This is a genomic window from Bacillus sp. FSL K6-1218 (assembly GCF_038006445.1).
Classification (GTDB): domain Bacteria; phylum Bacillota; class Bacilli; order Bacillales; family Bacillaceae_G; genus Bacillus_A; species Bacillus_A thuringiensis_S.
Window position 1 is genome coordinate 466957 of sequence record NZ_JBBOVE010000001.1, and the last position, 24401, is coordinate 491357.

Consider the following 24401-nt stretch of genomic DNA (forward strand, 5'->3'; position numbering starts at 1 on the left):
GAGACTGTAAAATTGTAAACAGTCTCTTTTTTTGTGAAAATAAAGCTGGAAACATACTATGTATGCAAAGGGGAATTAGCGATGAATCCAGAAGTTTCGCAGTTGTTAAAACAAATAGATTCAAGGAAAGAGGAATTGTTAGAACTTACAAAAACATTAATTCGTTTTGAAACACCAGCACCGCCAGCGAGAAATACAAATGAAGCACAAGAATTTATTGCAGAGTTTTTAAGAAAACGAAATTTTAGTATTGATAAATGGGATGTATATCCGATTGATCCGAATGTTGTTGGGGTAAAAAAAGGGATAAAAAGTGACTCATATAAAAGTCTTATTATTAATGGACATATGGATGTAGCCGAAGTGTCAGCAGATGAGGCATGGGAAACAAATCCATTTGATCCATTTATAAAAGATGGCTGGTTAGTTGGACGTGGCGCAGCAGATATGAAAGGTGGGCTGGCTGGAGCGCTATTTGCCATTCAACTTTTACAAGAAGCTGGTATTGAATTACCTGGAGATTTAACTTTTCAATCGGTAATTGGAGAAGAAGTTGGAGAAGCAGGTACACTTCAATGCTGCAAAAGGGGTTACGATGCTGATTTTGCAGTCGTAGTGGATACGAGCGATTTACATATGCAAGGACAAGGCGGTGTCATTACTGGATGGATTACAGTGAAAAGTCCGCAAACGTTTCATGATGCAACGCGCAGACAAATGATCCATGCTGGAGGACGTTTATTTGGAGCGAGTGCGATTGAAAAAATGATGAAAATTGTACAAAGCTTACAAGAATTAGAGCGCCACTGGGCAGTTATGAAAACATATGAAGGCTATCCATCTGGAACAACAACAATTAATCCAGCTGTTATTGAGGGAGGAAGGCATGCGGCGTTTATTGCGGATGAGTGCCGATTGTGGATAACAGTGCACTTCTATCCGAATGAAACACATGAACAAATAATAAACGAAATTGAAGAGTATATTGGAAAGGTGGCAGCTGCCGATCCATGGTTAAGTGAAAATCCGCCACAATTTAAGTGGGGCGGAGAATCAATGATTGTAGATCGTGGTGAAATTTTCCCTTCATTAGAAGTAGATAGTGAACATAAAGCTGTAAAAAAACTTAGCTCAGTACACGAGTCTATTCTATCAAAAAATGCAATCTTAGATATGTCTGCAACGGTAACTGATGGCGGTTGGTTTAGTGAGTTTCACATTCCAGCGATTATATATGGACCAGGTACATTAGAAGAAGCACATTCTGTAAATGAGAAAGTTGAAGTTGAACAGTTAATTGAATTTACAAAAGTGATAACAACATTTATATATGAATGGTGCCACACGAAAAAATAGATTTGTATAGTAAAATCGTACGAGTATGTATACTTGTACGATTTTTTAGTGAACTATTTCAGAGTTGAATATAAACAACTGAAATAGTTCTTTATTTTGCTAGGTCTTTCGTTTCATTTCAATTAATTTCTCTTTCGCTAATTCAACGGCAATCGCATCATCTAAATAGCCAATTGGAAAGAGATAGTCGGGAATAATATCTGTCGATAATATGAAATAAAGTAATGCGCTCCCAAGAACTGCACGTTCTTCTTTTGAAATGGCTTCATTACAAAATTGTTGATACATATCTGTTAATTGTTCAATAAAAGGACCAGCACTATCAATTTGCTCTAATTTGCTTGCAAAACTGTCATGAATACGTTTTTCGCCTTCTGTTGTCTGGGCATAGCGTTCGTAATTTTCGAGTTCTTGTTTTACGCGAGTTGTAGTGTAATCGAAATCGAATAAGTTAGAGGATTGTAAAGTTTGCTGAATGGTATCAAGAGATGTGTACATATCCGTTTTTTCTTTATTTATGTGAGGAGAATCAGGGTACATTTCATCAAATAACAATTGGGGTGGAACTTGAAGACATTCTGCAAATTTTTGTAGATGTTTTTGTTTTGGCGGTTGTTTGCCATTAATAATTCTTGAGACTGTTGCAGGATCAATATTTGTAAGTATTCCTAGTTGGCGCATAGATAGGGCGCGTTCTTTTAAAAGTTTTTTTATTAATTTACCAAGCCGATCATTCGGGTTTTCATTAGCCATAGTGTAGGCACTCCTTTTTTAGTGTTGAAAAAATGTTGAGCATTTATTACAAGTATATGAAACAGACAGGCACAGTTGCTCAACATTTTCATAATATGCATTGAAAAGTGAGAAAAAGGGGTGACTATTTATGGGTACGGCAGGCTTATTTTCAATTTTTTTAATCGGCATCGCTTCTAATTTAGATAATGCAGGTGTTGGAATTGCGTATGGCATTCGTAAAATTCGTATTTCGTGGTTTAACAATTTTATCATCGCATTCTTGGGGTTTTTATTTACTTTACTAGCTGGATTTTTTGGGAACTGGATTGCGTTATTTATTTCAGAGTTTACAGCAAACCTGATTGGAGCAATCGTTTTAGGGATAATTGGGGTGTTTATTTTATGTCAGCCTTTCTTGAGTCAAAAAAATACTGCAGGTTCTAAAGATGATAATGTACTTATGGGAATTTTACGTGATCCAGAAAAAGCAGATTTTGATGGCTCTAAAACAATTAGTTTTTCTGAAGCACTTGTTTTAGGAGTTGCATTATCTATTAATAATATTGCAGGTGGGTTTGATGCTGGGGTAACAAATTTAAATCTTTGGCTTACAGCGACTATTTCTGGGGTGTTTAGTTTTATTTGTATAAGCGGTTTTATGTATGTAGGAAAACGATATTTAGCAGCATACTTAGGGAAATGGGCGACGATTATTGCAGGAGTGTTATTAATACTTATTGGGATTGATCAGTTGTTGTAAAAATAGAAAAGCAATGTTCGAGCATTTCCTCGGAAATACTTGAATAAATTGCATATATCGACATCGGATATTTACTTCTTAATAAATAAAAAGCACCTACATACTACATAGGTGCTTTTTAGCGTATGTCTTCAATTAATTGCTCTGATTCTTCATGCATACTGTATTCACTTAACACTTGGATGCAAAGCCACTTTAATTCCTCAATCGTGTGCTCAAGTTCTTCAGGAAGCACATGATGAATGTCTTCAAGTCCCATCCCGAAATGAATAAGTTCAAGTACTTGATCATCGATGTTCCGATCCATTAATAATTCAAGTACTTCTAAATTGAATATGTATCGGTGAGCTTCGTCGAGTGAAACAACTTTTAACTTCAAGCTTTCTACAATACTCAATATAAAAAGAAGGATTGTTTTTTCAAGAACAGGTTGTTTTCCCATTTGAAATATTAGTTTCATCTTTCACACCTCCACATATAGCGCTAGGTTGTACTATATTATTCAGGAGGGGGGAACAAATATGCATGATATAGAGAAACTTTCAGCACTGTTTTTGTAAGAGGATTGATAACTGACAAAAGTGAGGTTTTGGTGAAATAAAAAATCCTGCTAGTATAGCAGGATAACTCGCGATTAAAAAATACTCCAGCCTTCTTGAGCAGACAGAAGTTCAAGAATTTTAAAACCAGCGATACTATTTCCGTTTGCATCTAAAGCTGGTCCGAAAATACCGATTCCCATTTCACCTTTTACGCAGCCGAAAATGCCACCGGCTACACCACTTTTTGCAGGGATACCCACACGGATTGCAAATTCACCAGATTCGTTATACATACCACATGTGACCATAAATGTTTTGCAAATTTGTGTAATATGTTTAGGGATGATCTGTTTCTTTTTATATGGATCATATCCATCCATTGCAAAAATTAAGCCGATACGTGCTAAATCGATGCAGTTTACTTCAACTGCGCATTGACGAGTGTATAAATCCATAAGTTCTTCGATGTCACAATCGATAATTCCGTTTTGTTTCATATAGTAACAAAGTGAACGATTTAAGTAAGCTGTCTCTAATTCTGAATTGGCAACTTTAGAAGAATAATTAATAGTAGGATTATCTGTTATTTCACGTACAAAATGAAGGATGCGCTCCATTTTTTCCTCGTTATCTTTTCCTGCTAACATGCTTGTAATAGCTAATGCTCCTGCATTAATCATTGGATTAAGGGGTTTGGACGGACTTGTCGTTTCTAACTTAATAATAGAATTAAATGGGTCACCCGTTGGTTCCATTCCAACTTTAGAAAATACATATTCTTCACCACGGTCTAAAAGGGCAAGGGCAAGTGTAATTACTTTGGAAATACTTTGAAGAGTAAATAGTGTTTGTGAGTTGCCTGCATGGATATATTCTGATTCTTTATGGAAAATGGCAATCCCTAAATCGTCTGGATTTGCATTTCCTAGTTCGGGGATATAAGTAGCAAGTTTTCCTTTTTTCGTATATGGTTTTACTTGTTCTAACAACTGTTGTAAGTTGTTTGTTTCAATGCACTGCATAGTACCAACGCTCCTATTTCGAATTAACTAAGTTTACTTTTCCCGATATGCTCGGAAATAAATAATAACATGAAAAAGTGGAATGATAAAACGAAAGTTACATGTTCTATAGTAGGTCGTTCGTTTCGAGTCCTCTGTATTAAAAAAGGAGAATTTTCCTTTTATATAACAGTTTGGAAATAGGAGATTTATCCATAAAAAATCCAAAAATAAAAACTACACATCTATACAACTATATGTTATTATGGTTATGTAAATAGAAAGCGTTTTCTAAGGCGTACTTATAATGATAACGATTTCATAAATTTGATAGGGGGAATTAAAATGTTGCAGTTTTTACAACGTATTGGTAAAGCGTTAATGCTTCCAATCGCCGTACTACCAGCAGCAGGATTATTGCTTCGTTTAGGGCAACCAGATGTATTTGATATTCCTGTTATGGCACAGGCCGGTGCAGCAGTTTTTGATAATTTAGCACTCATTTTTGCAATTGGTATTGCAATCGGTCTTTCAGTTGATGGTAGTGGTGCAGCAGGTCTTGCAGGTGCAATTGGTTATCTAGTTATGAAAAACAGTATTGATGCACTTAGTAAGGGATATTCTACTGTAGAATTACAAGATAAATTAGGCAAAGTCCAAGATTTAATAGGTAATAGCGCTAATGTTGATCCATCTAAGCTTGCAGATACAATGACACAAGTATCTAAGGCAGCCGAATTATCGACTAAAGTGGATATGAAAGTTTTAGGTGGTATTATTGTCGGTGTTATAGCGGGACTTCTTTATAATAAATTCCATAAGATTAAACTCCCAGAATGGTTAGGGTTCTTTGCTGGAAAACGTTTCGTCCCAATTGTTACATCGGTTGTGATGTTAATATTAGGAATTCTATTCGCACAAATTTGGCCAGCAATTCAAAATGCTATCGATGCATTAGCTCATGGAATTGTTAATTTAGGTGCAGTTGGTTCAGGTCTATTTGGTTTATTAAACCGTCTATTAATTCCAATCGGTTTACATCATGTAATGAACACATACTTCTGGTTCGTACTTGGTGACTTTACAAATGCAGCAGGTAATGTTGTAAATGGTGATATTGCTCGCTTCCTTGCTGGAGATAAAACAGCGGGTATGTTTATGACTGGTTTCTTCCCAGTTATGATGTTCGGTTTACCAGCAGCATGTTTCGCAATGATTGCGGCTGCTAAACCAGAAAAACGTAAAATGGTTACAGGTATGTTAGGTGGTCTAGCATTAACTTCATTCTTAACTGGTATTACAGAACCAATTGAATTCTCATTCATGTTCTTATCACCAGTATTATATGGTATTCATGCTGTATTAACAGGTCTGTCTCTATTCATTACAACAACTCTTGGTATTCACGATGGTTTCACATTTAGTGCCGGTGCAATCGATTACTTCTTAAACTTCGGTATTGCAACAAAACCATTACTACTAGCGGGAGTCGGTTTAATTTACGCAGTAATTTATTTCGTTGTATTCTACTTCTTAATTAAGAAGTTCGATTTAAAAACTCCTGGTCGTGAAGACGAAGAGGAGGTAGCTGAAGGTGAAGAAGCTCCAGTTGCAGGTTCAATTGGTGAAACTTACGTAGCAGCTTTAGGTGGAAAAGAAAACTTAACAGTTATTGATAACTGTGCAACACGTTTACGCTTACAAGTAAAAGATGCTGGTCAAGTAAATGAAGCAGCATTAAAACGTGCTGGTGCAAAAGGTGTTATGAAATTAAGTAATACAAGTGTACAAGTTATCGTAGGTACAAATGTTGAATCTGTTGCCGATGATATGAAAAAACACGTATAAATAATGAGATAAGAGGATTTCCAAAAAGATTGATAACATCAATTTTTTACAGGATATCCTCTTTTTTTGTTAATAATTTAAAGGGAATCTTACTTTTGTAAATTTTCTTTTTCTTTTTTGTACATATAGGTTGGTAATATGTGCAGTGCGTGATAAAGTAGGGATGATATAGAATGGATTATCCATAATCTACTAAAATAAATCTTTAGTAGAGGAATTAAATTATTGGTGAGTAAGGGGAAAAAAGCAATTATGGATCAGGAAAAAAATAATGCGAATGGGAAAGCACATCGGCCGATTGTATACATAAAAAGGACAATCATTCTCGTCTTACTATTATCACTTGTATATTTCATGTATACAAAAATTGTTGAGCATAATAAGAAAGAAGAAACTTTAAAAGCGGCAGCAGAAATGAAGAAACAAGAAGAGCTAAAAAAGAAAGAAGAAGAAAAAAAGAAGCAAGAAGAACAAAAACAAAAAGAGCAGGAAGAACAAGTGAAGCAAGCGCAAGTTGCGGAACAGCCTGCTGAAGGACCACCTCAAGAAATTAATGAAAACGCTCAATTGGACCAGTATTTACAAAACGCAGGATTTAGCGGGACAGCTGTTATTGTGAAGAACGGAAAAGTTCTTCTGAATAAAGGGTACGGTATGGCAAATAAAGAGCAGCAAGTACCGAATAATTCAGAGACGACTTTTTATATTGGTTCTATTTCAAAGGCGTTTGTAGCAACTGCTATTATGCAGTTGAAAGATCAAAAAAAATTACAAGTAGAAGATACTGTTGCGAAGTATATTCCAGATTTTCCACAAGGTAATAGTATTCAGCTAAAACATCTATTAACACATACATCAGGGATTCCCGAATATGAGCAGGGAAAAGAAGATATTTCTCATGAAGAACTGATAAAGCGAATAGGAAATCAAAAGCGCATTGGTGGTCCAGGAGAGAAGTGGAAGTATTCCGATTCGAACTACTCTATACTTGCATACATTGCCGAGAAGGTAAGTGGACAGCCGATCGAAGAATATATTAAACAACATATTTTTGCTACTGCGGGTATGAAACATTCTGGTTTTGGCACAGAGTTAGAACAAACAAGATTCCCATCAACGGGTTATAAAATAGTAAATAACAATATGACAACACCTAATATTCCGAGCATGTCACAACTATATGGTTGTGGTGATATATATACGAGTGCACATGATTTATATTTATTTAACGAAGCACTCTTCTCTGGAAAGTTAATTTCAAAAGAGAGCTATGATCAAATGTTTACAGGCGGAAAAAAAGATTACGGATTTGGATGGTACGTAGACCCAGGAAGTTATTCGAATCACGGTGTAATGCCAGGATGGAATTGCTTAAATGGATTTAGTAAAAACGGAAGTGTGTATGTCGTTTTATTATCTAACATCCAAAACAACATTAAATCGTTTGGTAAAGTGAATAACGACATTTATACAATGTTGCGGAATATTGAAGTGTAAGAAACTATCCTTTTGGATAGTTTTTTTTATGCCCTCAAACAAATATTTCTTTTAGAAAATGTATATCTTACCTATCACAAAAATATCTGTTTTGTATACATTAAGATGTATGGATGTAAAATTTTGTAATCTGAAAATAATAGGAGGAGAAGTGTATGTGTCTGTTCAGAAAATATTGGCATAAATTATCAAGATTGTTTAATAGACAATTAAGCTATTTTTTAGATGACAAATTATTGCCTGCTGTGGAACGACTTTTATTTTCACAAAACTTTGCAAGGTTTATTCAAAGAAACTCTAAGCAAGCTACGGAAGAATTTATTGAATCAAGCAGATTTCAATCTATTATTTGTAACATATTAAAAGAATGTAATACATCACCTTTTAAAGAAATTGCAGAGCAGTATTTGGGTAAAAACGTAGAAATTACGGTGACGGTTGGACAATTAACAGGAGTTATTGTAGCAGTTGGTGATGATTTCTTAACACTGCAAGAAGGGATAGGAACAGAAATTTTATTACCATTTACAAGCATTATATCAATTAAAGAAGCGTAAGGAAGGAGACTTATATATGTTATTTATTGAAGAATTGCGTAACCATGTTGGTGAGCTAGTGCAAGTTGTGACAGCGGTTGAAATTGTTGCAGGTATTCTGTTATCTGTGACAGATGGGGCAGTAAGTGTTCGTACTTCTCCTTCTTATGGACCACCGGAAGATGTAGTTGTGCGTACTCCTATTATTGCTTATGTTCGCTTGGAAGGGTAAGAGTGATACAAATATGAGAGTATCAGTTGTTATTCCAGCGCACAATGAAGCGAGTACTTTATCACAAGTTTTAGTAGAAGTGGAGAAGCTCGAACCTTATGAAATTATCGTAGTTGATAATGGATCGACAGATGGGACAAAAGAAATAGCGTTACAACATCATTGTCACATGATTTATTATAAACATTCTCTTGGCAATGATGTTGGACGGGCTATTGGAGCTAGAGAAGCAAAAGGTGAAATTGTCTTGTTTTTAGATGGTGATATTGTTATTGATAGTAAAGAGTTACAACGTTTCGTGAAAGGGATTCGACAAGGGCATCAAATTGTTGTGAATAATTTAACATGGTCGGTTTATTTAAAGATGAGACCACATTATACGACAGTTGGAAAGTTCATGTTGAATCGTTATTTGAATAAAAAGGAGCTTGTTGTTGGATCTTTAATCGCAATTCCACATGCGATGAACAGGGAAGTTATCGAGAAACTTGGGTGGTGGAATTTAGCAGATCCAGCACTATTTCAAGCGATGGCGATGTCTAGAGGAGTAGATATTGTTGATACGGCTTCGGTCGATGTAATTCACACAAATAAGGTTCGTCCTGTGCATATGGGAACATCACCTGGTTCTCCTTATCCGAAAGCGACTAGTCGTATTATGGGAGATCATTTACGTGCTTTGCAATATGTAATCGAAACATATGGTAAACGCGGCGGTTTTTCGGAGGGAAACAGGGATAGGGAGTTTATAGGGAACTATAAACCAGTTGTATTAAAGAAGGAAAAAGCGAAATATAGTGCGATTATACCAGTGTCAGAAGAAAACATGACGATAAGATCTGTTATACAAGAAGTGAAAAAAGCAGGGGTAGATGAAATTATTGTTGTCGCGAATGGAGCAGATATTGAGACTGTTAAACACGCAAAGCTAGAAAATGTTATTGTTGTTGAATTTACGAAGGCGCTTGGACATAATGTAGCACGAGCGATAGGTGCCATGCATGCTACGGCAGATATTTGTTTATTCGTTGATGGTGATTTTGTTATTCCAGCAAAAAAACTCACTCCATTTTTGCAAGCTGTTGAAGATGGAAGTGATGTGGTTTTAAATGATTTACAATGCTTATTAGATATGTTTCATCCTGCAGATCCAATTAGTATGGGGAAATATTTTGTGAATTTAGTAGCGAAAAGACCGGATTTATGGAATAACTCATTAACGGCAGTACCACATGCTATGCATAAAAGGGTAATAGAGAAAATAGGATATGACTCGCTTGTTATTCCGCCATTAGCCCAAATGCAAGCTATTTTGGAGGTTTTTTCTATTACAGCAGTAGAATTTGTAGATGTTATAAAAACCAATCGGGTACGCCCGGAGCAACATGGGTTTGTAAATGGACGTATTCCGGCATTTGACCGTATTTTCGGTGATCAACTTGAGGCGATTGCTTATCTATTACAATATACAGACGAACGTGGGAGTTTTACAGATGGAGATCGCGATAGAGACATTATTCAACAATTGAGAAAGGAAGAAAAGAATACAGATGAATGCTAGTAGTAAAGTAGCTATTATTGGATTAGGGTATGTTGGTCTTCCTTTAGCAGTCCATTTTGCAGAAAGAGGACATACCGTACTTGGATTAGATAAAGATACTAGAAAAATAGAATTGATTATAAAGGGAGAAAGTTATATTCCAGATGTTTCTTCTAAAGTGTTACAAAGTTTATTGACTAAAAATAAATTAATAGTAAATACACCAGATAAAGGTATTACTGATTTCCAAAATAGTGATTATGTTATTGTTACTGTTCCAACTCCAATTAATGAACGAAGAGAACCAGATTTAAGTGCCCTCATTTCAGCTTCGCATTATATACAACAAAACCTTCAAAAAGGACAAACCTTCATTTTCGAAAGCTCCACATATCCAGGTACGCTCGAGGAAGTTATTATTCCGATTGTTTCTCAAGGCGGCCAAAAGGTAGGCGAAGATTTCTATATTGGATATTCTCCTGAGAGGATTGATCCAGCAAATAGTCAATATTCCGTTCAGGACATTCCAAAGGTTATTAGTGGACAAACAGAAAAGTGTAAACAAAAAGTACAGGATTTATATAGTAGCATTTTTGACGTAGTTGTACCTGTTAGCTCTCCGAAAGTAGCAGAGATGTGTAAGCTATTTGAAAATATTCAGCGCTTAGTTAACATTTCTTTAGTAAATGAGTTAAACACACTATGTGAAAGTTTAGGGATTGATTTTTATGAGGTTATTGAAGCGGCATCTACAAAACCGTTTGGATTTACTCCGTATTGGCCAGGACCAGGGATAGGGGGGCACTGTATTCCCGTAGATCCTTTATATTTTCAATGGAGAATAAAAAAGAATGGGGCAATTAGTCAATTAATTGAGGCGGCACATGTAATTAATGAAGAAATGCCAGAGAAAATAGTCCGGAAAGTAAAGGGCATGGTGCAATCGCCCGGACTAGTTTTAATTGTAGGAATCGCGTATAAGAAAGATGTAAATGATTTGAGGGAATCACCGGCTTTGCCAATTATTCAATTACTAATAAAAGAAGGATACAAGATAAAATACCATGATTCATATATTTCTTCTGCAGAAATTGGAGATAAGGTGTATCAATCCGTTGCCTTGGATGAACAAACAGTTAAAGAGGCAGGTTGTATTTTAATTTTAACTGATCACTCTAATATCGATTGGAAGCTTTTTAAAGGAATGAAGCGAGTAATAGATACACGTGGAATTATAAAGAAGGTGAGTGTATGAGTAAGAAATGTTTAATTACAGGTGGAGCAGGATTCATTGGATCGCATCTAGCCGAAGAATTGGTGAAAAGAGGAAATGAAGTCACGATTGTGGATAACTTCTATAAAGGAAAAAATAAATATCATGATGAGTTAATGAAAGAAATTCGGGTTATTCCAATAAGCGTTTTAGATAAAAATTCTATTTATGAATTAGTAAATCAACATGATGTAGTGTTTCATTTAGCAGCAATTTTAGGTGTGAAAACGACAATGGAAAAGAGTATAGAGCTTATTGAAACGAATTTTGATGGAACGAGAAACATTTTACAAACAGCATTAAAAGGAAAGAAGAAAGTAGTTTTTGCATCTACTTCAGAAGTATATGGTAAAGGCAAACCGCCTTTCTCAGAAGAAGGGGACCGATTGTACGGGGCAACTTCTAAAATACGTTGGAGTTATGCAGTGTGTAAAACGTTAGAAGAAACATTATGTTTAGGCTACGCATTAGAAGGTTTACCGGTAACGATTGTTCGTTATTTTAATATTTATGGTCCAAGAGCGAAAGATGGTCCGTATGCAGGGGTAATCCCACGATTTATCAGTGCGGCCCTGCAAGGAGAAGACATTCTCGTATATGGAGATGGAAAGCAGACACGTTGCTTTACGTATGTAAGTGATGCGGTAGAGGCAACGATTCGAGCAATGGATGAGAAGGTAAATGGTGAGATTATTAATATAGGTTCCGAGAAAGAAAAGAGTATAAAAGAAGTAGCAGAAACAATTAAAAAACTAACGAAATCTTCTTCAAAAATTATACAAGTTCCTTTTGAGGAAGTATATCCACATGGCTTTGAAGAAATTCCAAATAGAAGGCCGAACGTAACGAAGTTAAGAGAACTTGTTCAATTTCAAGCGACAGTAACGTGGGAACAAGGATTGAAAGAAACTATTAAGTGGTTTCGTGAAGAAAACAATGGCTAAGTCGCTATCAGTTATTATTCCTGCAAGTAATGAAGTGGATACGATTTCAGACGTTATTCAATCGGTAAAACCGTTAAATCCAGTAGAGATTATTGTAATAGCAAATGGTTGTAATGATGGTACAGAAGAGGTTGCTAATCGGTTAGGATGTAAAGTAATCAGGCATACAGAACTATTAGGAAACGATGTTGGACGTACAGTTGGCGCAAAACATGCGATAGGTGATGTATTACTATTTATAGATGGGGACTTTGCTATTCCAACTTCAAAATTACAATTGTTTCTTAATCCGATTTTACATGATCAGACTGACATCGTTTTAAATAATTTGGACGCATTATTTTTAAAGAAACAAAAACCGCACTCCGTGACAGTATGGCGCCAAATATTAAATGCAATGTTAGAGCGTGAAGAGTTAAAAATTGATTCTTTATTATCTGTACCTCATGCGTTGACGAAAGAAGTCGTCCAGAGTATTGGATATGAATGTTTAGTTAATCCTATTGTAGCTCATTTACGTATAGCACAAAGTAAATGGAGAATTAGCCGTCATTGTGCTATTGATGTTATTACGCCGAATAAATTTCGACCGATTGAACATGCTGCATATGGCACGAGCCTTTCTCAATCTGAAAGACGAATGATAGGTGATCATATAGAAGCTGTTGCGGAACGGATAGTAAGCAGTGATACACGCGGGGGATATTATGATGGAAATAGGAAAAGGAATAGTGTCTATCATACTTTAAATTTCGAAGATTTTTATCAAGGATGGGGCGTTACATCCAATTTGTATAAAGGAAAGCAACTATCGGTTGTTATTCCTGTACAAGATGAAGAGAAAACAATTGGAAACGTTATAGAAGAGCTTCGTAAAATTGAACCTTTTGAAATCATCGTCGTCGTAAATGGTTCGTCAGATAAAACAGCAACGATTGCAAAAGACAAGGGCGCAACGACAATTGTATATAAAGAAGCCCTTGGAAACGATGTAGGGCGTTCACTTGGAACTTATTTTGCAAAAGGAAAAATTGTGTTATTTATAGATGGTGATTTTGTTATTCCAGCTAGGGAGCTATATCCTTTTGCAAAAGCTATTGCAGATGGAAAGGACGTCGCATTAAATGATTTAAATCATTATTTAGATTTAAGAGTACCACTTCATCTTGTAACTGCATTTAAGTATGCACTAAATTTAGCTTGTGATAGAAAGGATTTAGGGGTAGGATCACTTATTGCGGTACCTAATGCATTTAGCCACAAGTGTTTGAAAGCAATTGGATATAAATCTTTATTGTCACCTTGTGTAGCACAAGTGAAGGCTCTTCTTTCTGGATTTGAAATTGCGTGTGTATATCGTGTTGAGGTTGATAAGATGAACCGTATTCGTCCCAGTGAACATTTTGCAAAAATAGGTCATCCTCTAGCTGTACTTCGAATTATAGGTGATCATATAGAGGGACTAGAACAAATAATTGCATTAACAGACAATCGTGGCGGATTCTATGACGGCAATAGAAAAAGAGATGTTTTATAGAAGTAACAAAAAAAGTGTACAACATGTGTACACTTTTTTATTCTGTTATAAAAACTATAACAGATTAGGAGATAAGAGTATTACAGCTCTACAATGGGTATTGTTCTTATATTACAAAATAGGACTCGTATATAAGGATACCAAAAAAATACAATTAAGGAAAGGGTTAATTTTAAAGACTTTTAAATGAAGTTACCACTATATATATAGTGGTTTGCTCAACTTTTCACAAACATGTCACAACTATTTCGTTCACTTTCTTAAAAAAGTAGTATTCTAAGTGTGTAAGCTGTTATATAAAAAATCTTAGTCCTGTACTAATCAAAAATGGAGGAGATTAGGATGACTCAAGTATTAGAAAATGTTAAAAACGCATGGGAAAACTTTAAAGGTGAAAAATGGAAAGCAGAGATTGATGTTCGCGATTTCATTTTAAATAATGTAAACGTTTTCGAAGGAGACGAATCTTTCTTAGCAGAAGCAACTGAAGCAACGAAACAACTTTGGGATCAAGTAATGGATTTAACAACAAAAGAACGTGAAAACGGTGGCGTTCTTGATATGGATACAAAAATTGTTTCTTCTATTACATCACATGACCCAGGATACTTAAATAAAGATATTGAAAAGGTAGTCGGTTTCCAAACTGATAAACCATTTAAACGTTCTTTACAACCATATGGTGGTATTCGTATGGCGGAGCAAGCTTGTGAATCTTATGGATACGAAATGGACAAAGAACTTAGTCGTATTTTTAGAGATTGGAGAAAAACTCATAACCAAGGTGTATTCGATGCTTATACACCAGAAATGAGAAATGCACGTAAATCAGGCGTTATTACTGGTCTTCCAGATGCATACGGTCGTGGACGTATTATCGGTGACTATCGACGCGTAGCATTATATGGTATTGATCATTTAATTGAAGCGAAAAAAGCTGATTTAAATTTAACTGGCGGTGTAATGAGCGAAGAGACAATGCGTTTACGCGAAGAATTATCTGAGCAAATGCGTGCACTTCAAGAACTAAAACAAATGGCTGCTTCTCATGGTTTCGATATTTCTAAACCAGCAACAAATGCACAAGAAGCATTCCAATGGTTATACTTCGCATATCTTGCGGCGATTAAAGAGCAAAACGGAGCTGCAATGAGTCTTGGACGTACTTCTACATTCTTAGATATTTACATTGAAAGAGATTTAGCAAATGGTACTTTAACAGAAGAAGAAGTACAAGAAATTGTAGATCACTTCATTATGAAATTACGTCTTGTGAAATTCGCAAGAACACCTGATTATAATGAATTATTCTCTGGTGACCCAACTTGGGTAACTGAATCTATCGGTGGTATTGCATTAGATGGTCGTCCATTAGTAACAAAGAACTCATTCCGTTTCTTGCATACATTAGATAATTTAGGACCAGCTCCAGAACCGAATTTAACAGTTCTTTGGTCTAAACAATTACCAGAGAACTTTAAAAACTACTGTGCGAAAATGTCCATTAAAACATCAGCAATTCAATATGAAAATGATGACATTATGCGTGCTGATTACGGCGATGATTACGGAATTGCTTGTTGTGTATCTGCAATGAGAATCGGTAAGCAAATGCAGTTCTTCGGAGCTCGTGCAAACTTAGCGAAAGCATTATTATATGCGATTAACGGTGGTAAAGATGAAAAATCAAAAGCACAAGTTGGTCCTGAGTACGCACCAATTACTTCCGAAGTATTAAATTACGAAGAAGTTATGCATAAGTTTGATATGACAATGGAATGGTTAGCAGGTCTATATTTAAACACACTAAATGTTATCCATTACATGCATGATAAATATAGCTATGAACGTATTGAAATGGCACTTCATGATACAAATGTTCTTCGTACAATGGCAACAGGTATCGCGGGTCTATCTGTAGTAGCAGACTCATTAAGTGCAATTAAATACGCACAAGTAAAACCAATCCGTGATGAAAATGGTATTGCAGTGGACTTCGAAATTGAAGGAGACTTCCCTAAATACGGTAACAATGATGATCGTGTAGATGAGATCGCTGTAAATCTCGTGAAAACATTTATGAATAAACTTCGTAAACATAAAACATATCGTAATTCCGTTCATACAATGTCAATTTTAACTATTACATCTAACGTTGTATACGGTAAGAAAACTGGTAACACTCCAGATGGACGCCGTACTGGAGAACCATTTGCACCAGGTGCAAATCCAATGCACGGACGTGATACAAAAGGTGCATTAGCTTCATTATTATCTGTAGCTAAATTACCATATGAAGATGCACAAGATGGTATTTCTAATACATTCTCTATTATTCCAAAAGCACTTGGTAAAGAAGATGATGTACAAGTACGTAACTTAGTATCTATGCTTGATGGCTATGCAGTAAAAGAAGGCCATCACTTAAATATTAACGTATTTAATCGTGAAACATTAATGGATGCAATGGAACATCCTGAGAAATATCCACAATTAACAATTCGGGTATCTGGTTACGCTGTAAACTTTATTAAATTAACTCGTGAACAACAAATTGATGTAATTAACCGTACAATGCATGAAAGCATGTAAATGAAAAAAGTGTCCCTTCGCTCTTAATATATAGCGAAGGGAGGCTGTTTCAATAAAGGAGGAAGTAACATGGTAAAAGGAAGAATACATTCTGTAGAGTCTTGTGGTACTGTTGATGGCCCAGGGATTCGTTATGTCATATTTACACAAGGGTGTTTATTACGTTGTCAATATTGTCATAATGCTGATACGTGGGAAATCGGTAAAGGTAAAGAAATAACAGTTGAAGAAGTGATGCAGGATGTGACATGTTACCTTCCATTTATTGAAGCCTCCGGAGGCGGTATAACAGTTAGCGGTGGAGAGCCATTATTACAGCTAGACTTTTTAATTGAGTTGTTTAAAAAGTGTAAAGAGGCTGGTATCCATACAACAATCGACTCTTCTGGTGGTTGTTATTCTGAGGAACCAGAATTCCAAAGTAAGCTAGATATTTTAATGGATTATACAGATTTAGTTTTATTGGATTTGAAACATATCGATTCTAAAAAGCATCGTAAATTAACAGGAAAACCAAATGAACATATTTTACAATTCGCTCGTTATTTATCGAATAAGAATAAACCGATTTGGGTACGACACGTATTAGTTCCTGGTGTTACGGATAATGAAGAGGATCTACAAAAACTATCTAGCTTTATTCAAAGTCTGTCTAATGTTCAAAAAGTTGAAGTGTTACCATATCACAAGCTTGGTGTATATAAATGGGAGGCGCTTGGACATAACTATCCACTCGCAAATGTAGAACCACCTACTGAGAAAAATGTAGAACATGCTAAACATATTTTACAAGCGGTCTAATCCAAATATTGGATTAGGCTTTTTGCTTTCTTTACAATAAAATCTAGAGCATATATTGATAAAAGAGTATACTGAAAGTAGAATATCCATAATTTTGTACGGAATAAGTGGAGAAATTTACATAATTGTAAAGGGAAATCAAAATAGTAAAAAGAATTAAGAAGTAAAAGAGTGAGTATCATGGAATAGAGAACATTTGTAAGTTATTGCGAAAGCTCTTATAGGAAAGTATAATGTAAAGATATGAGCACAGATAGGATTAAGGGGTCAATCTTATATGCTTTGCATATCCACGACAGGTACATAGCTGAAAAGGGAATTATTAGAATCTGTTTATGTAATTTTTAAGGAAAATGTTTTTCCTATTGTCGTATATGCAATATGGAGAAACAAAAAGCTAGGAGTGGATTTGTTTGATAAAAAACCCCAAGGTTTTAATATTAACTGCACATTACGGTAATGGTCATGTGCAAGTAGCAAAAACATTAGAACAAACATTTCGCCAAAAAGGAATTGAAGATGTTATTGTATGCGACTTGTTTGGAGAATCACATCCATTTATAACTGACATTACAAAATATCTATATTTAAAAAGTTATACAATAGGAAAAGAATTATATCGTTTGTTTTATTACGGGGTAGAAAAAATTTATGATAAGAAAATAGCATCTTGGTATGCGAACTTTGGAAGAAAACGTTTGAAAACACTGTTACAGGTGGAGAAACCAGATATTGTAATTAATACATTTCCAATTATCGCTGTACCAGAATTGAAGAAACAAACAGGGATTTCAATTCCTGTCTATAACGTATTAACGGATTTTTGCGTGCACAAAATATGGATTCATCGAGAAGTAGATCGTTATTTTGTTGCAACGGATCACGTGAAAGAATTGATGGTTGATATCGGTGTACCTGCGGAACAAATTGTTGAAACAGGAATTCCAATTCGGAGTAGTTTTGAGTTAAAGGTAAATCCAGACATCATATATAATAAATATCAGTTATGTAAGAATAAAAAGATTTTACTAATTGTAGCAGGTGCTCATGGGGTATTAGGAAATGTAAAAGAACTATGCCAATCATTTATGTCAGTGCCTAATTTACAAGTAGTTGTCGTTTGTGGAAAAAATGAAGCTTTAAAACAGGATTTATTAAGTTTACAGAATCAAAATTCCGATGCATTAAAAGTGTTTGGGTATGTTGAAAATATTGATGAATTATTCCGAGTTACTTCGTGTATGATTACGAAGCCAGGCGGAATAACATTAAGTGAAGCAGCAGCGTTGCAAGTACCTGTCATTTTATATAAACCTGTTCCAGGACAAGAAAATGAAAATGCGATGTACTTTGAAAAAAAAGGAGCAGCAGTTGTCATTCGCGATGATAGTGAGGTTTTTGCAAAAACAGAGGCATTATTACAAGATGATGTGAAGCTTCTTCAAATGAAAGAAGCAATGAAAAGCATCTATCTTCCAGAGCCAGCTGGTCATATTGTAGATGCAATTTTGGCAGAAAACCATGCAGAACCGCGTCATATACCTATTAAATCACCTGCTCTTGCACAATCTTTTACTTAATATGAAACCCTCTTTGTATTGTAAAGAGGGTTCTTTATTATTTTCAAAGAAAATTTAGCTAGTTATCCACAAAAGGATTACGCTTTCATTAAACAGTAAAGTCGGAATATTAACAACTATATCCACATTGTCCACAATTTTTAGAAAAATATCCACAATTAAAACAGCTGATATATACTTTAATATAGAAAAACATTAAATGTTTTTGAAAATTACTAACAATTTCGTTGGTTTTGTGGATAAAGTTGTCCACAGCAAAAAAGACCATTATGTATAAGGGTCCTTTTTGCTTACTTCTATCAGTCGAGAAAATTATGTAATGAAAATGAATAATTAGGGGGGAACTTCTAATTATTCATTTTCACTTTAAATGCTTTTCGAGCGATATCCTGCTGCACGATCTGCTTTTTGAAATTCTCGTTGATAGAGAACTTCTTGTGTACTAGATAATGTATTTTTTGCTTTATCACGTTTCTTTTTATCCATTACAAATCACCTCGTGTTTTAAAGTTACTATTTATCGTTTCCAAAGACATGAGGGGATATACGCATATGGAAAATGTTAATGATTGATTATCATTTCAGAAAATTTAGATTATGCTTCTTTTAATTGATGAGCATCTTGGAAGGTTGTATCTCGCATTGTAGCAAGTGTGTATTGATCTTTTGGAATTTCATATAAGTTATATACTTCTTCGTTTGCGTTAATTTCATCATATACGGCTTTTCTTGTTTCGTTTGCTAGATTCACATATTGCAGTTTTTCTGCAGCTTTAATAGAACGAATATTTATTTTACGAATACGCATGAAAATTGTTTCAATATCTAATTCGTAGAAAAGTTCACTAAAAAATGAATCTTTTGCCAATTTATTATAGCCTTTTCCATGATATGGTTTGCCAAGCCATGTCCCGAGAAATCCAGCTTTTTCTTGCACATCAAATAAAGTAATTGTTCCGATAGGGTTACCCCATTCATCTAAAATTGTGCGTGAAATTAATTCACCACGCTCTTCAGCTTCAATCGTTTGTTTCGTTAAGAATAAATATTCTTCATAAGAATAAGCCTTTTGACGCACAAAAGGGAAGACAGCTGGATCCACCATTAACTCGTATAGAACGTGGCTGTCGTGTAAGTCGCGTTTTTTCAACATACTAACTCCTCCTCACACGAGGGTAGCATGACGAAAAAACACCCCACCCTCGAAATTTTTATATCAATCTTTAAAAAATTTCGGGGTGGGAATCGAACCCACTAGAACCAGTTTCTAACGCTGGTGGCGCACCATTTGCCTTCCCCATTCATCAATTTGAAAATGATAATCACGACACAAATTGATTATGGTTTCATTCAGTTTATAATCGTATAATACTTTATCTAGTCAAAAAAATAAACTAGTTTTTTTTATTTTTTTTGTAAATTATTTTTCCATCAATCATAGTTAGTACAGGCTTGGCTAAATAATGGAAAGGATGATGAGTCCATAACACGAGATCGGCGTCTTTTCCAACCTCGATGCTTCCAATTCTATCCTCTAACCTCAAATTTCGCGCTGGGAATATGGTGATTCCTTCTAGTGCTGTTTTCTCGTCTAACCCTTCTCTTACTGCGACAGCAGCACAAATATTTAAATACTGGATGGGTGTATAAGGATGGTCTGTTGTTATAGAAACTTCCACACCATTTTTGGATAATATATGGTAAGTATCCCATGTCTTGTTTTTTAGTTCGATTTTAGAACGGCGTGTCAGAGTGGGACCAACTGAAACTTTCAAATTGTGTTTCGAAAGCTCTTCAACAAGAAAGTGTCCTTCTGTACAATGTTCAATACGTAGATCGAGGTTGAATTCCGTTGCAAAGCGTAGCGCAGAACTAATATCATCTGCTCGATGGGCGTGGATACGTACGGGTATTTCACGACGTAATGCTTTTAAAATAGGAAGCATTCGAAAATCAGCTTCGTGCCCGTAGTGTTGTGCTTCATAGAATGATTCCCGTAGTAACCCCATAATCCCCATACGTGTGATGGATTCTTTCGTTCCATTACTATGGACCTTTTTAGGATTTTCTCCAAAGGCAATCTTTAAACCAGCAGGTTCTTGAATAATCATATGATCAATACAAGTTCCAGCTGTTTTTATTACACAAGTAGTACCCCCGATAATATTTTGACTGCCAGGCATAACGTGAACGGTTGTAATTCCATTTTGCACAGCGTCTTGAAAGGCAATATCGAAAGGGTGGATTCCATCTAAAGAACGAATATGTGGTGTTGAAACTTCAGATGTTTCATTGGCATCATTTCCAGCCCAACCAGTACCTTCATCATAGAGACCAAGGTGAGTATGGACATCAATAAAGCCAGGTAAGAGATGGAGTGCCCGTGCATCTATAACGGTCATATCTTGAGTAGGTTGAATAAAAGGTTTGACCTCGGTAATTCGCTCTCCTGTAACGAGTACATCGCCTTGAAACTTTGGAGATGTAATAGGGTATACAATGGCTTGTTTGAGCAATATTTTCATAGGTACCTCATTTCTGTTACTTTATAATGCTAATGGAAGTTAAGGGAAAGTAACTGAAAGGTTATTTGTATGGTAATGCTTCGGATCCTAGAAAATGAAAGTTTTAAAAGGGCCCATGCAAAATTGTGTTTTAGAAGTACTACATTGTATGCGAAAGTATATTTTGTAATGCATGGTCTATTGCCGGAAATGTGTATTGGTATCCATGTTTAATTGCTTTACTAGGTAATACATGTTGCCCTTCTAGTACAAGTATGCTCATCTCACCTAATAAGGCGTGAAGCATAAATGAAGGGACAGGCAGCCAATGTGGTTTTCTCGTTGCGGCAGCGATGGTTTTTCCAAATTCCTTCATTCTTATAGGTGTTGGTGCTGTCATATTAAGAGGGCCATCAATTTCTTTTTTGTGTATGATGAAATCCATCATACGAACGACATCGTCTATATGAATCCATGATAACCATTGCTTCCCAGAACCAATGGTGCCGCCGATATAGAATTGATAGGGAAGTAACATCTTTGGCAAGGCTCCGCCATCTGCACCTAATACAACGCCAAATCTTGTGTAAATTGTTCTTATTCCGAGAGAACATGCTTTAGCTGCTTCTTGCTCCCATAAAAATACTGTTTCTGCTAAAAAATCGTTTCCGGGAGTTTCTTGTCGCTCAGTAAAAGACTCTATTTCAGATGTTCCGTAGTATCCAATAGCACTTGCATTAATAAATGTATGTGGTTTTGTTTCCATTACTTGTAGTTGTTGAATAAGTCCTTTTGTTGTTTGAATTCTACTGTTTAATATTGTTTCCTTTTGTTTTTTTGTCCATCTACTATTGATAGATTCTCCAGCTAGATTAATGACTACATCGATAGAGGAGAGCGGAAAGGTAGATAAATCTGGTGTCCAGTGTACGTATTGAAGGTTATGGTTTGAGGTTCTAGTAGTTTTCTTTCGAGTAAGAATGTAGACCGTATATCCTTTTTGAATAAAAAAAGTAGAGAGGTATTTACCAATAAAACCAGTGCCACCAGAAATTGCGATTTTCATAATCATTTCCTCCTCATTATATATATTCTTGAAAAGAAAAAATGTTCCTCGACTATGTTAAAATAATAGGGAGGTGAGAGTATGGCTGTCATTACAAAAATAGAAGTACAAAAACGATCGAAAGAACGATTTAATATTTATATTGATAAAGGCCAAGGTGAAGAGTACGGGTTTAGTGTGGATCAAGTAATCTTAATGAAACATGGATTACAAAAAGGCTTAGAAATTGATGAAATAGAGTTAGGAAATATTTTGTACAATGAAGAGGTACAAAAAGCATATTTACAAGCAATCTCCTATTTATCCTATCAAATGAGAACAAAACAAGAAATAGAAGATTTTTTACGAAAAAAAGAAGTGGGACAGGCCATCATCTCTGAAGTCGTTTCGAAATTATTACATGACCGATATATTAATGATAAAGAGTACGCGGTTTTATATACACGAACGCAAAGTAATGTGAATCGAAAAGGTCCAACTGTTATTAAAAGAGAGTTGTTAAATAAAGGTGTTCAGGATTTAATTATTATGCATAGTTTACAAGAATATCCGAAGGAAAAGCAAATTGAGAATGCCTTGTTTCTCATAGAAAAGAAAAAAAAATCTTATCAAAAGCATTCTTTTTTACAAATGAAGCTAAAGTTAGATGAGATGCTTGTTCGAAAAGGGTATTCTAGAGAAGTAATTCAAATTTGTTTGGAAGAATTGAAAGACGAAAGAGATGACGAAAAGCAACAAGAAGCGTTACACTATCATGGGAATAAGTATTATGAGAAATATAAGAAGTATGATGGATGGACATTTGAAAACAAGATGAAACAAGCGTTATATCGAAAAGGATTCTCTATTGATGAGATAGAGATATTTTTACAAATGAAACGTGAAGAGGGATGAGGGGAATAATGAGATGAATATGCCAAAACGCTACAGTGAAATGACACCACATGAGCTTAGAGAAGAAATTGGGGATTTGAAGGAGCAAGCAATAAAGGCTGAGCAGCTTGGAATTGTAAATGAGTTCGATGTATTAATGAGAAAGATGGCAATGGCTCGCGCTTATATGACGGATATAAACAAATTCCATATTGGTGAAACATATGAATTAATAGAGGAACCTGGTATATTATTTAAAATTACGTACTTCAATGGGGTATTCGCTTGGGGTTATAAGCAAAATGATAATGAAGAGATTGGGATACCAATTTCCCTATTGCAAGAAAAATAAAAACCAGAGAGCACATATCTCTCTGGTTTTCATCTTTGGTAGGCGTTAAAGGAGATAGGAGATTCTAAAATTGGCGTTTTTTACATTCGTTGGCCAATATAATGAGAGACTGGGTTTGCTGCGTCTGTCCGTTAACTTGCGCTTTCGCATGTTTCGGACGAGTCCACGTATGGTTAAATAATTCAGAACGACTATCTAAACGATCACGGTAGCTCATCTTTATCACCTCGTGTAGGAAGTTAATTTTTTAGGTTGTACCTGTATTACTCTTCCTGCTGATTTGCAGCACGCATACGTTCTTGTGGGTGCGTGTTAATTGTGCCGTTAGGTCGCTTCGAAGCGAAGCGTGATTTCGCTTTCGGCTGACCGTCGATTTTGCTGTTGTTTTTTGACTCAGACCAAAATTCGGCTTGTTTACCCATTGCGAACGCCCTCCTCATCATCAGTTGATACCTCTTTAAGAAGTATCACTTATAGAATGTGCAAAACAGAAGAAACTATCCTTTAGAAATGAAGGGATAAATAGGGAAAAGGAGATTAGAACATGAATGATATTTATGAAGCATTAACGAAAGAATTATTAGATAAGAATGACAAGCTTTCTTACGGACAAGCACGTGCGTGGGTTGAATTACTTTGGGAAGATTTTCAAACAACTTATGCAAAATCAGGGCGTTATCAAGGTGAGGAAATGACTGAGCAAGTGGTACGATCATGGATTAATAATCATGGTGTACGCCTTCATGAAATGCTTACAAATAATCCGAAGTATAGCCATTTAATTAATCAAGAAGATCATTTGAAACATTAAAAAAAGCGACTCAAGTCGCTT

The 24401-nt window shown here is 35.4% G+C and carries 27 protein-coding genes; 18 read left to right on the forward strand and 9 right to left on the reverse strand.

The annotated features are described in order from the left end of the window. Positions 1 to 81: 81 nt before the first annotated feature. Positions 82 to 1356: an acetylornithine deacetylase gene (locus MHI26_RS02400; RefSeq protein WP_061666215.1), complete on the forward strand. Its 1275-nt coding sequence runs from the start codon at positions 82 to 84 to the stop codon at positions 1354 to 1356. 99 nt (positions 1357 to 1455) lie between these two features. On the opposite strand, the gene MHI26_RS02405 is transcribed toward MHI26_RS02400, so the two are convergent. Then, positions 1456 to 2109 (reverse strand): DUF1232 domain-containing protein, encoded by a 654-nt coding sequence (locus MHI26_RS02405; protein ID WP_001262770.1) that lies wholly within the window; start codon positions 2107 to 2109, stop codon positions 1456 to 1458. 130 nt (positions 2110 to 2239) lie between these two features. Here MHI26_RS02405 and ytaF point away from each other — a divergent pair, with 130 nt between their 5' ends. Beyond that, on the forward strand, positions 2240 to 2851 hold the full coding sequence (gene ytaF / locus MHI26_RS02410) for a sporulation membrane protein YtaF (protein WP_000536225.1): 612 nt from the start codon (positions 2240 to 2242) through the stop codon (positions 2849 to 2851). Between the two features lie 118 nt (positions 2852 to 2969). Here ytaF and MHI26_RS02415 read toward each other — a convergent pair whose 3' ends face one another. Then, a complete protein-coding gene (locus MHI26_RS02415; protein ID WP_000766603.1) occupies positions 2970 to 3311 on the reverse strand; it encodes a DUF3969 family protein in 342 nt (113 codons plus the stop codon). 174 nt (positions 3312 to 3485) lie between these two features. Next, positions 3486 to 4415 (reverse strand): glutaminase A, encoded by a 930-nt coding sequence (gene glsA, locus MHI26_RS02420; protein WP_001149845.1) that lies wholly within the window; start codon positions 4413 to 4415, stop codon positions 3486 to 3488. Positions 4416 to 4484: 69 nt separating this feature from the next. Between glsA and MHI26_RS02425 the strand changes: the two genes are divergently transcribed. The 13 genes from MHI26_RS02425 (at position 4485) to MHI26_RS02485 (ending at position 18774) form a co-directional block, all read left to right on the forward strand. Next, a complete protein-coding gene (locus MHI26_RS02425) occupies positions 4485 to 4598 on the forward strand; it encodes a transcriptional regulator (RefSeq protein WP_080546769.1) in 114 nt (37 codons plus the stop codon). A 141-nt stretch (positions 4599 to 4739) separates the two neighbouring features. Further along, positions 4740 to 6242: an N-acetylglucosamine-specific PTS transporter subunit IIBC gene (nagE, locus tag MHI26_RS02430; protein WP_000938907.1), complete on the forward strand. Its 1503-nt coding sequence runs from the start codon at positions 4740 to 4742 to the stop codon at positions 6240 to 6242. Between the two features lie 252 nt (positions 6243 to 6494). Further along, positions 6495 to 7739, forward strand: a complete 1245-nt coding sequence (locus tag MHI26_RS02435) for a serine hydrolase domain-containing protein (protein WP_061666216.1) — start codon at positions 6495 to 6497, stop codon at positions 7737 to 7739. 155 nt (positions 7740 to 7894) lie between these two features. Next, positions 7895 to 8296, forward strand: coding sequence for a hypothetical protein (locus MHI26_RS02440; protein WP_000335541.1), 402 nt, complete (start codon positions 7895 to 7897; stop codon positions 8294 to 8296). Between the two features lie 16 nt (positions 8297 to 8312). Next, the gene (locus MHI26_RS02445) at positions 8313 to 8507 is read left to right on the forward strand and encodes a hypothetical protein (protein WP_000897297.1); all 195 of its coding nucleotides are present in this window, start codon (positions 8313 to 8315) and stop codon (positions 8505 to 8507) included. Between the two features lie 13 nt (positions 8508 to 8520). Beyond that, positions 8521 to 10068, forward strand: a complete 1548-nt coding sequence (locus tag MHI26_RS02450; protein ID WP_001266447.1) for a glycosyltransferase family 2 protein — start codon at positions 8521 to 8523, stop codon at positions 10066 to 10068. Further along, a complete protein-coding gene (locus MHI26_RS02455; protein ID WP_000994255.1) occupies positions 10058 to 11302 on the forward strand; it encodes a nucleotide sugar dehydrogenase in 1245 nt (414 codons plus the stop codon). Before MHI26_RS02450 ends, MHI26_RS02455 begins: the two co-directional genes overlap by 11 nt. Beyond that, positions 11299 to 12264 (forward strand): NAD-dependent epimerase/dehydratase family protein, encoded by a 966-nt coding sequence (locus tag MHI26_RS02460; RefSeq protein ID WP_000037031.1) that lies wholly within the window; start codon positions 11299 to 11301, stop codon positions 12262 to 12264. The genes MHI26_RS02455 and MHI26_RS02460 overlap by 4 nt, the downstream gene beginning before the upstream one ends. Further along, positions 12257 to 13801: a glycosyltransferase family 2 protein gene (locus MHI26_RS02465; protein ID WP_061666223.1), complete on the forward strand. Its 1545-nt coding sequence runs from the start codon at positions 12257 to 12259 to the stop codon at positions 13799 to 13801. The genes MHI26_RS02460 and MHI26_RS02465 overlap by 8 nt, the downstream gene beginning before the upstream one ends. Next, positions 13770 to 13991 (forward strand): hypothetical protein, encoded by a 222-nt coding sequence (locus MHI26_RS02470; RefSeq protein WP_000125076.1) that lies wholly within the window; start codon positions 13770 to 13772, stop codon positions 13989 to 13991. The genes MHI26_RS02465 and MHI26_RS02470 overlap by 32 nt, the downstream gene beginning before the upstream one ends. Before the next feature lie 152 nt (positions 13992 to 14143). Further along, entirely contained in the window at positions 14144 to 16393 is a 2250-nt protein-coding gene (pflB, locus tag MHI26_RS02475) for a formate C-acetyltransferase (protein WP_000195469.1), read from the forward strand. Positions 16394 to 16462: 69 nt separating this feature from the next. Then, the gene (pflA, locus tag MHI26_RS02480; RefSeq protein ID WP_061666217.1) at positions 16463 to 17194 is read left to right on the forward strand and encodes a pyruvate formate-lyase-activating protein; all 732 of its coding nucleotides are present in this window, start codon (positions 16463 to 16465) and stop codon (positions 17192 to 17194) included. A gap of 413 nt (positions 17195 to 17607) precedes the next feature. Further along, positions 17608 to 18774 carry a diglucosyl diacylglycerol synthase gene (locus MHI26_RS02485; protein ID WP_000594686.1) on the forward strand — a complete coding sequence of 389 codons (1167 nt, stop codon included), beginning with the start codon at positions 17608 to 17610 and terminating at the stop codon, positions 18772 to 18774. 366 nt (positions 18775 to 19140) lie between these two features. Here MHI26_RS02485 and MHI26_RS02490 read toward each other — a convergent pair whose 3' ends face one another. The 4 genes from MHI26_RS02490 to MHI26_RS02505 form a co-directional block, all read right to left on the reverse strand. Next, positions 19141 to 19260, reverse strand: a complete 120-nt coding sequence (locus MHI26_RS02490) for a YfhE family protein (protein WP_000358482.1) — start codon at positions 19258 to 19260, stop codon at positions 19141 to 19143. Between the two features lie 109 nt (positions 19261 to 19369). Beyond that, on the reverse strand, positions 19370 to 19927 hold the full coding sequence (locus MHI26_RS02495; protein ID WP_000914737.1) for a GNAT family N-acetyltransferase: 558 nt from the start codon (positions 19925 to 19927) through the stop codon (positions 19370 to 19372). A gap of 241 nt (positions 19928 to 20168) precedes the next feature. Further along, positions 20169 to 21299: an amidohydrolase gene (locus MHI26_RS02500; RefSeq protein ID WP_061666218.1), complete on the reverse strand. Its 1131-nt coding sequence runs from the start codon at positions 21297 to 21299 to the stop codon at positions 20169 to 20171. Between the two features lie 139 nt (positions 21300 to 21438). Continuing rightward, the gene (locus MHI26_RS02505) at positions 21439 to 22344 is read right to left on the reverse strand and encodes a TIGR01777 family oxidoreductase (RefSeq protein WP_000684402.1); all 906 of its coding nucleotides are present in this window, start codon (positions 22342 to 22344) and stop codon (positions 21439 to 21441) included. Between the two features lie 81 nt (positions 22345 to 22425). Between MHI26_RS02505 and recX the strand changes: the two genes are divergently transcribed. Both recX and MHI26_RS02515 read left to right on the forward strand, forming a co-directional pair. Continuing rightward, positions 22426 to 23238, forward strand: a complete 813-nt coding sequence (gene recX, locus MHI26_RS02510) for a recombination regulator RecX (protein WP_000268512.1) — start codon at positions 22426 to 22428, stop codon at positions 23236 to 23238. A 13-nt stretch (positions 23239 to 23251) separates the two neighbouring features. Beyond that, on the forward strand, positions 23252 to 23569 hold the full coding sequence (locus tag MHI26_RS02515; RefSeq protein WP_001057028.1) for a YfhH family protein: 318 nt from the start codon (positions 23252 to 23254) through the stop codon (positions 23567 to 23569). Between the two features lie 64 nt (positions 23570 to 23633). Here MHI26_RS02515 and MHI26_RS02520 read toward each other — a convergent pair whose 3' ends face one another. Together MHI26_RS02520 and MHI26_RS02525 are read right to left on the reverse strand one after the other, a co-directional pair. Then, a complete protein-coding gene (locus MHI26_RS02520; RefSeq protein WP_000122093.1) occupies positions 23634 to 23786 on the reverse strand; it encodes a YpzG family protein in 153 nt (50 codons plus the stop codon). A gap of 46 nt (positions 23787 to 23832) precedes the next feature. Continuing rightward, complete coding sequence (locus MHI26_RS02525; protein WP_000517891.1) at positions 23833 to 23991, reverse strand: small, acid-soluble spore protein K; 159 nt, start codon at positions 23989 to 23991, stop codon at positions 23833 to 23835. Positions 23992 to 24113: 122 nt separating this feature from the next. Here MHI26_RS02525 and MHI26_RS02530 point away from each other — a divergent pair, with 122 nt between their 5' ends. Beyond that, a complete protein-coding gene (locus tag MHI26_RS02530) occupies positions 24114 to 24380 on the forward strand; it encodes a YfhJ family protein (RefSeq protein ID WP_061666219.1) in 267 nt (88 codons plus the stop codon). Positions 24381 to 24401: the final 21 nt, after the last annotated feature.

Excerpts from the sequence above, each read along its gene's own strand:
- MHI26_RS02400 (WP_061666215.1), top strand. The coding sequence starts at position 82 with ATGAATCCAGAAGTTTCGCAGTTGTTAAAACAAATAGATTCAAGGAAA.
- MHI26_RS02405 (WP_001262770.1), bottom strand. The coding sequence starts at position 2,109 with ATGGCTAATGAAAACCCGAATGATCGGCTTGGTAAATTAATAAAAAAA.
- ytaF (WP_000536225.1), top strand. The coding sequence starts at position 2,240 with ATGGGTACGGCAGGCTTATTTTCAATTTTTTTAATCGGCATCGCTTCT.
- MHI26_RS02415 (WP_000766603.1), bottom strand. The coding sequence starts at position 3,311 with ATGAAACTAATATTTCAAATGGGAAAACAACCTGTTCTTGAAAAAACA.
- glsA (WP_001149845.1), bottom strand. The coding sequence starts at position 4,415 with ATGCAGTGCATTGAAACAAACAACTTACAACAGTTGTTAGAACAAGTA.
- MHI26_RS02425 (WP_080546769.1), top strand. The coding sequence starts at position 4,485 with ATGAAAAAGTGGAATGATAAAACGAAAGTTACATGTTCTATAGTAGGT.
- nagE (WP_000938907.1), top strand. The coding sequence starts at position 4,740 with ATGTTGCAGTTTTTACAACGTATTGGTAAAGCGTTAATGCTTCCAATC.
- MHI26_RS02435 (WP_061666216.1), top strand. The coding sequence starts at position 6,495 with ATGGATCAGGAAAAAAATAATGCGAATGGGAAAGCACATCGGCCGATT.
- MHI26_RS02440 (WP_000335541.1), top strand. The coding sequence starts at position 7,895 with ATGTGTCTGTTCAGAAAATATTGGCATAAATTATCAAGATTGTTTAAT.
- MHI26_RS02445 (WP_000897297.1), top strand. The coding sequence starts at position 8,313 with ATGTTATTTATTGAAGAATTGCGTAACCATGTTGGTGAGCTAGTGCAA.
- MHI26_RS02450 (WP_001266447.1), top strand. The coding sequence starts at position 8,521 with ATGAGAGTATCAGTTGTTATTCCAGCGCACAATGAAGCGAGTACTTTA.
- MHI26_RS02455 (WP_000994255.1), top strand. The coding sequence starts at position 10,058 with ATGAATGCTAGTAGTAAAGTAGCTATTATTGGATTAGGGTATGTTGGT.
- MHI26_RS02460 (WP_000037031.1), top strand. The coding sequence starts at position 11,299 with ATGAGTAAGAAATGTTTAATTACAGGTGGAGCAGGATTCATTGGATCG.
- MHI26_RS02465 (WP_061666223.1), top strand. The coding sequence starts at position 12,257 with ATGGCTAAGTCGCTATCAGTTATTATTCCTGCAAGTAATGAAGTGGAT.
- MHI26_RS02470 (WP_000125076.1), top strand. The coding sequence starts at position 13,770 with ATGACGGCAATAGAAAAAGAGATGTTTTATAGAAGTAACAAAAAAAGT.
- pflB (WP_000195469.1), top strand. The coding sequence starts at position 14,144 with ATGACTCAAGTATTAGAAAATGTTAAAAACGCATGGGAAAACTTTAAA.
- pflA (WP_061666217.1), top strand. The coding sequence starts at position 16,463 with ATGGTAAAAGGAAGAATACATTCTGTAGAGTCTTGTGGTACTGTTGAT.
- MHI26_RS02490 (WP_000358482.1), bottom strand. The coding sequence starts at position 19,260 with ATGGATAAAAAGAAACGTGATAAAGCAAAAAATACATTATCTAGTACA.
- MHI26_RS02495 (WP_000914737.1), bottom strand. The coding sequence starts at position 19,927 with ATGTTGAAAAAACGCGACTTACACGACAGCCACGTTCTATACGAGTTA.
- MHI26_RS02500 (WP_061666218.1), bottom strand. The coding sequence starts at position 21,299 with ATGAAAATATTGCTCAAACAAGCCATTGTATACCCTATTACATCTCCA.
- MHI26_RS02505 (WP_000684402.1), bottom strand. The coding sequence starts at position 22,344 with ATGAAAATCGCAATTTCTGGTGGCACTGGTTTTATTGGTAAATACCTC.
- recX (WP_000268512.1), top strand. The coding sequence starts at position 22,426 with ATGGCTGTCATTACAAAAATAGAAGTACAAAAACGATCGAAAGAACGA.
- MHI26_RS02515 (WP_001057028.1), top strand. The coding sequence starts at position 23,252 with ATGAATATGCCAAAACGCTACAGTGAAATGACACCACATGAGCTTAGA.
- MHI26_RS02520 (WP_000122093.1), bottom strand. The coding sequence starts at position 23,786 with ATGAGCTACCGTGATCGTTTAGATAGTCGTTCTGAATTATTTAACCAT.
- MHI26_RS02525 (WP_000517891.1), bottom strand. The coding sequence starts at position 23,991 with ATGGGTAAACAAGCCGAATTTTGGTCTGAGTCAAAAAACAACAGCAAA.
- MHI26_RS02530 (WP_061666219.1), top strand. The coding sequence starts at position 24,114 with ATGAATGATATTTATGAAGCATTAACGAAAGAATTATTAGATAAGAAT.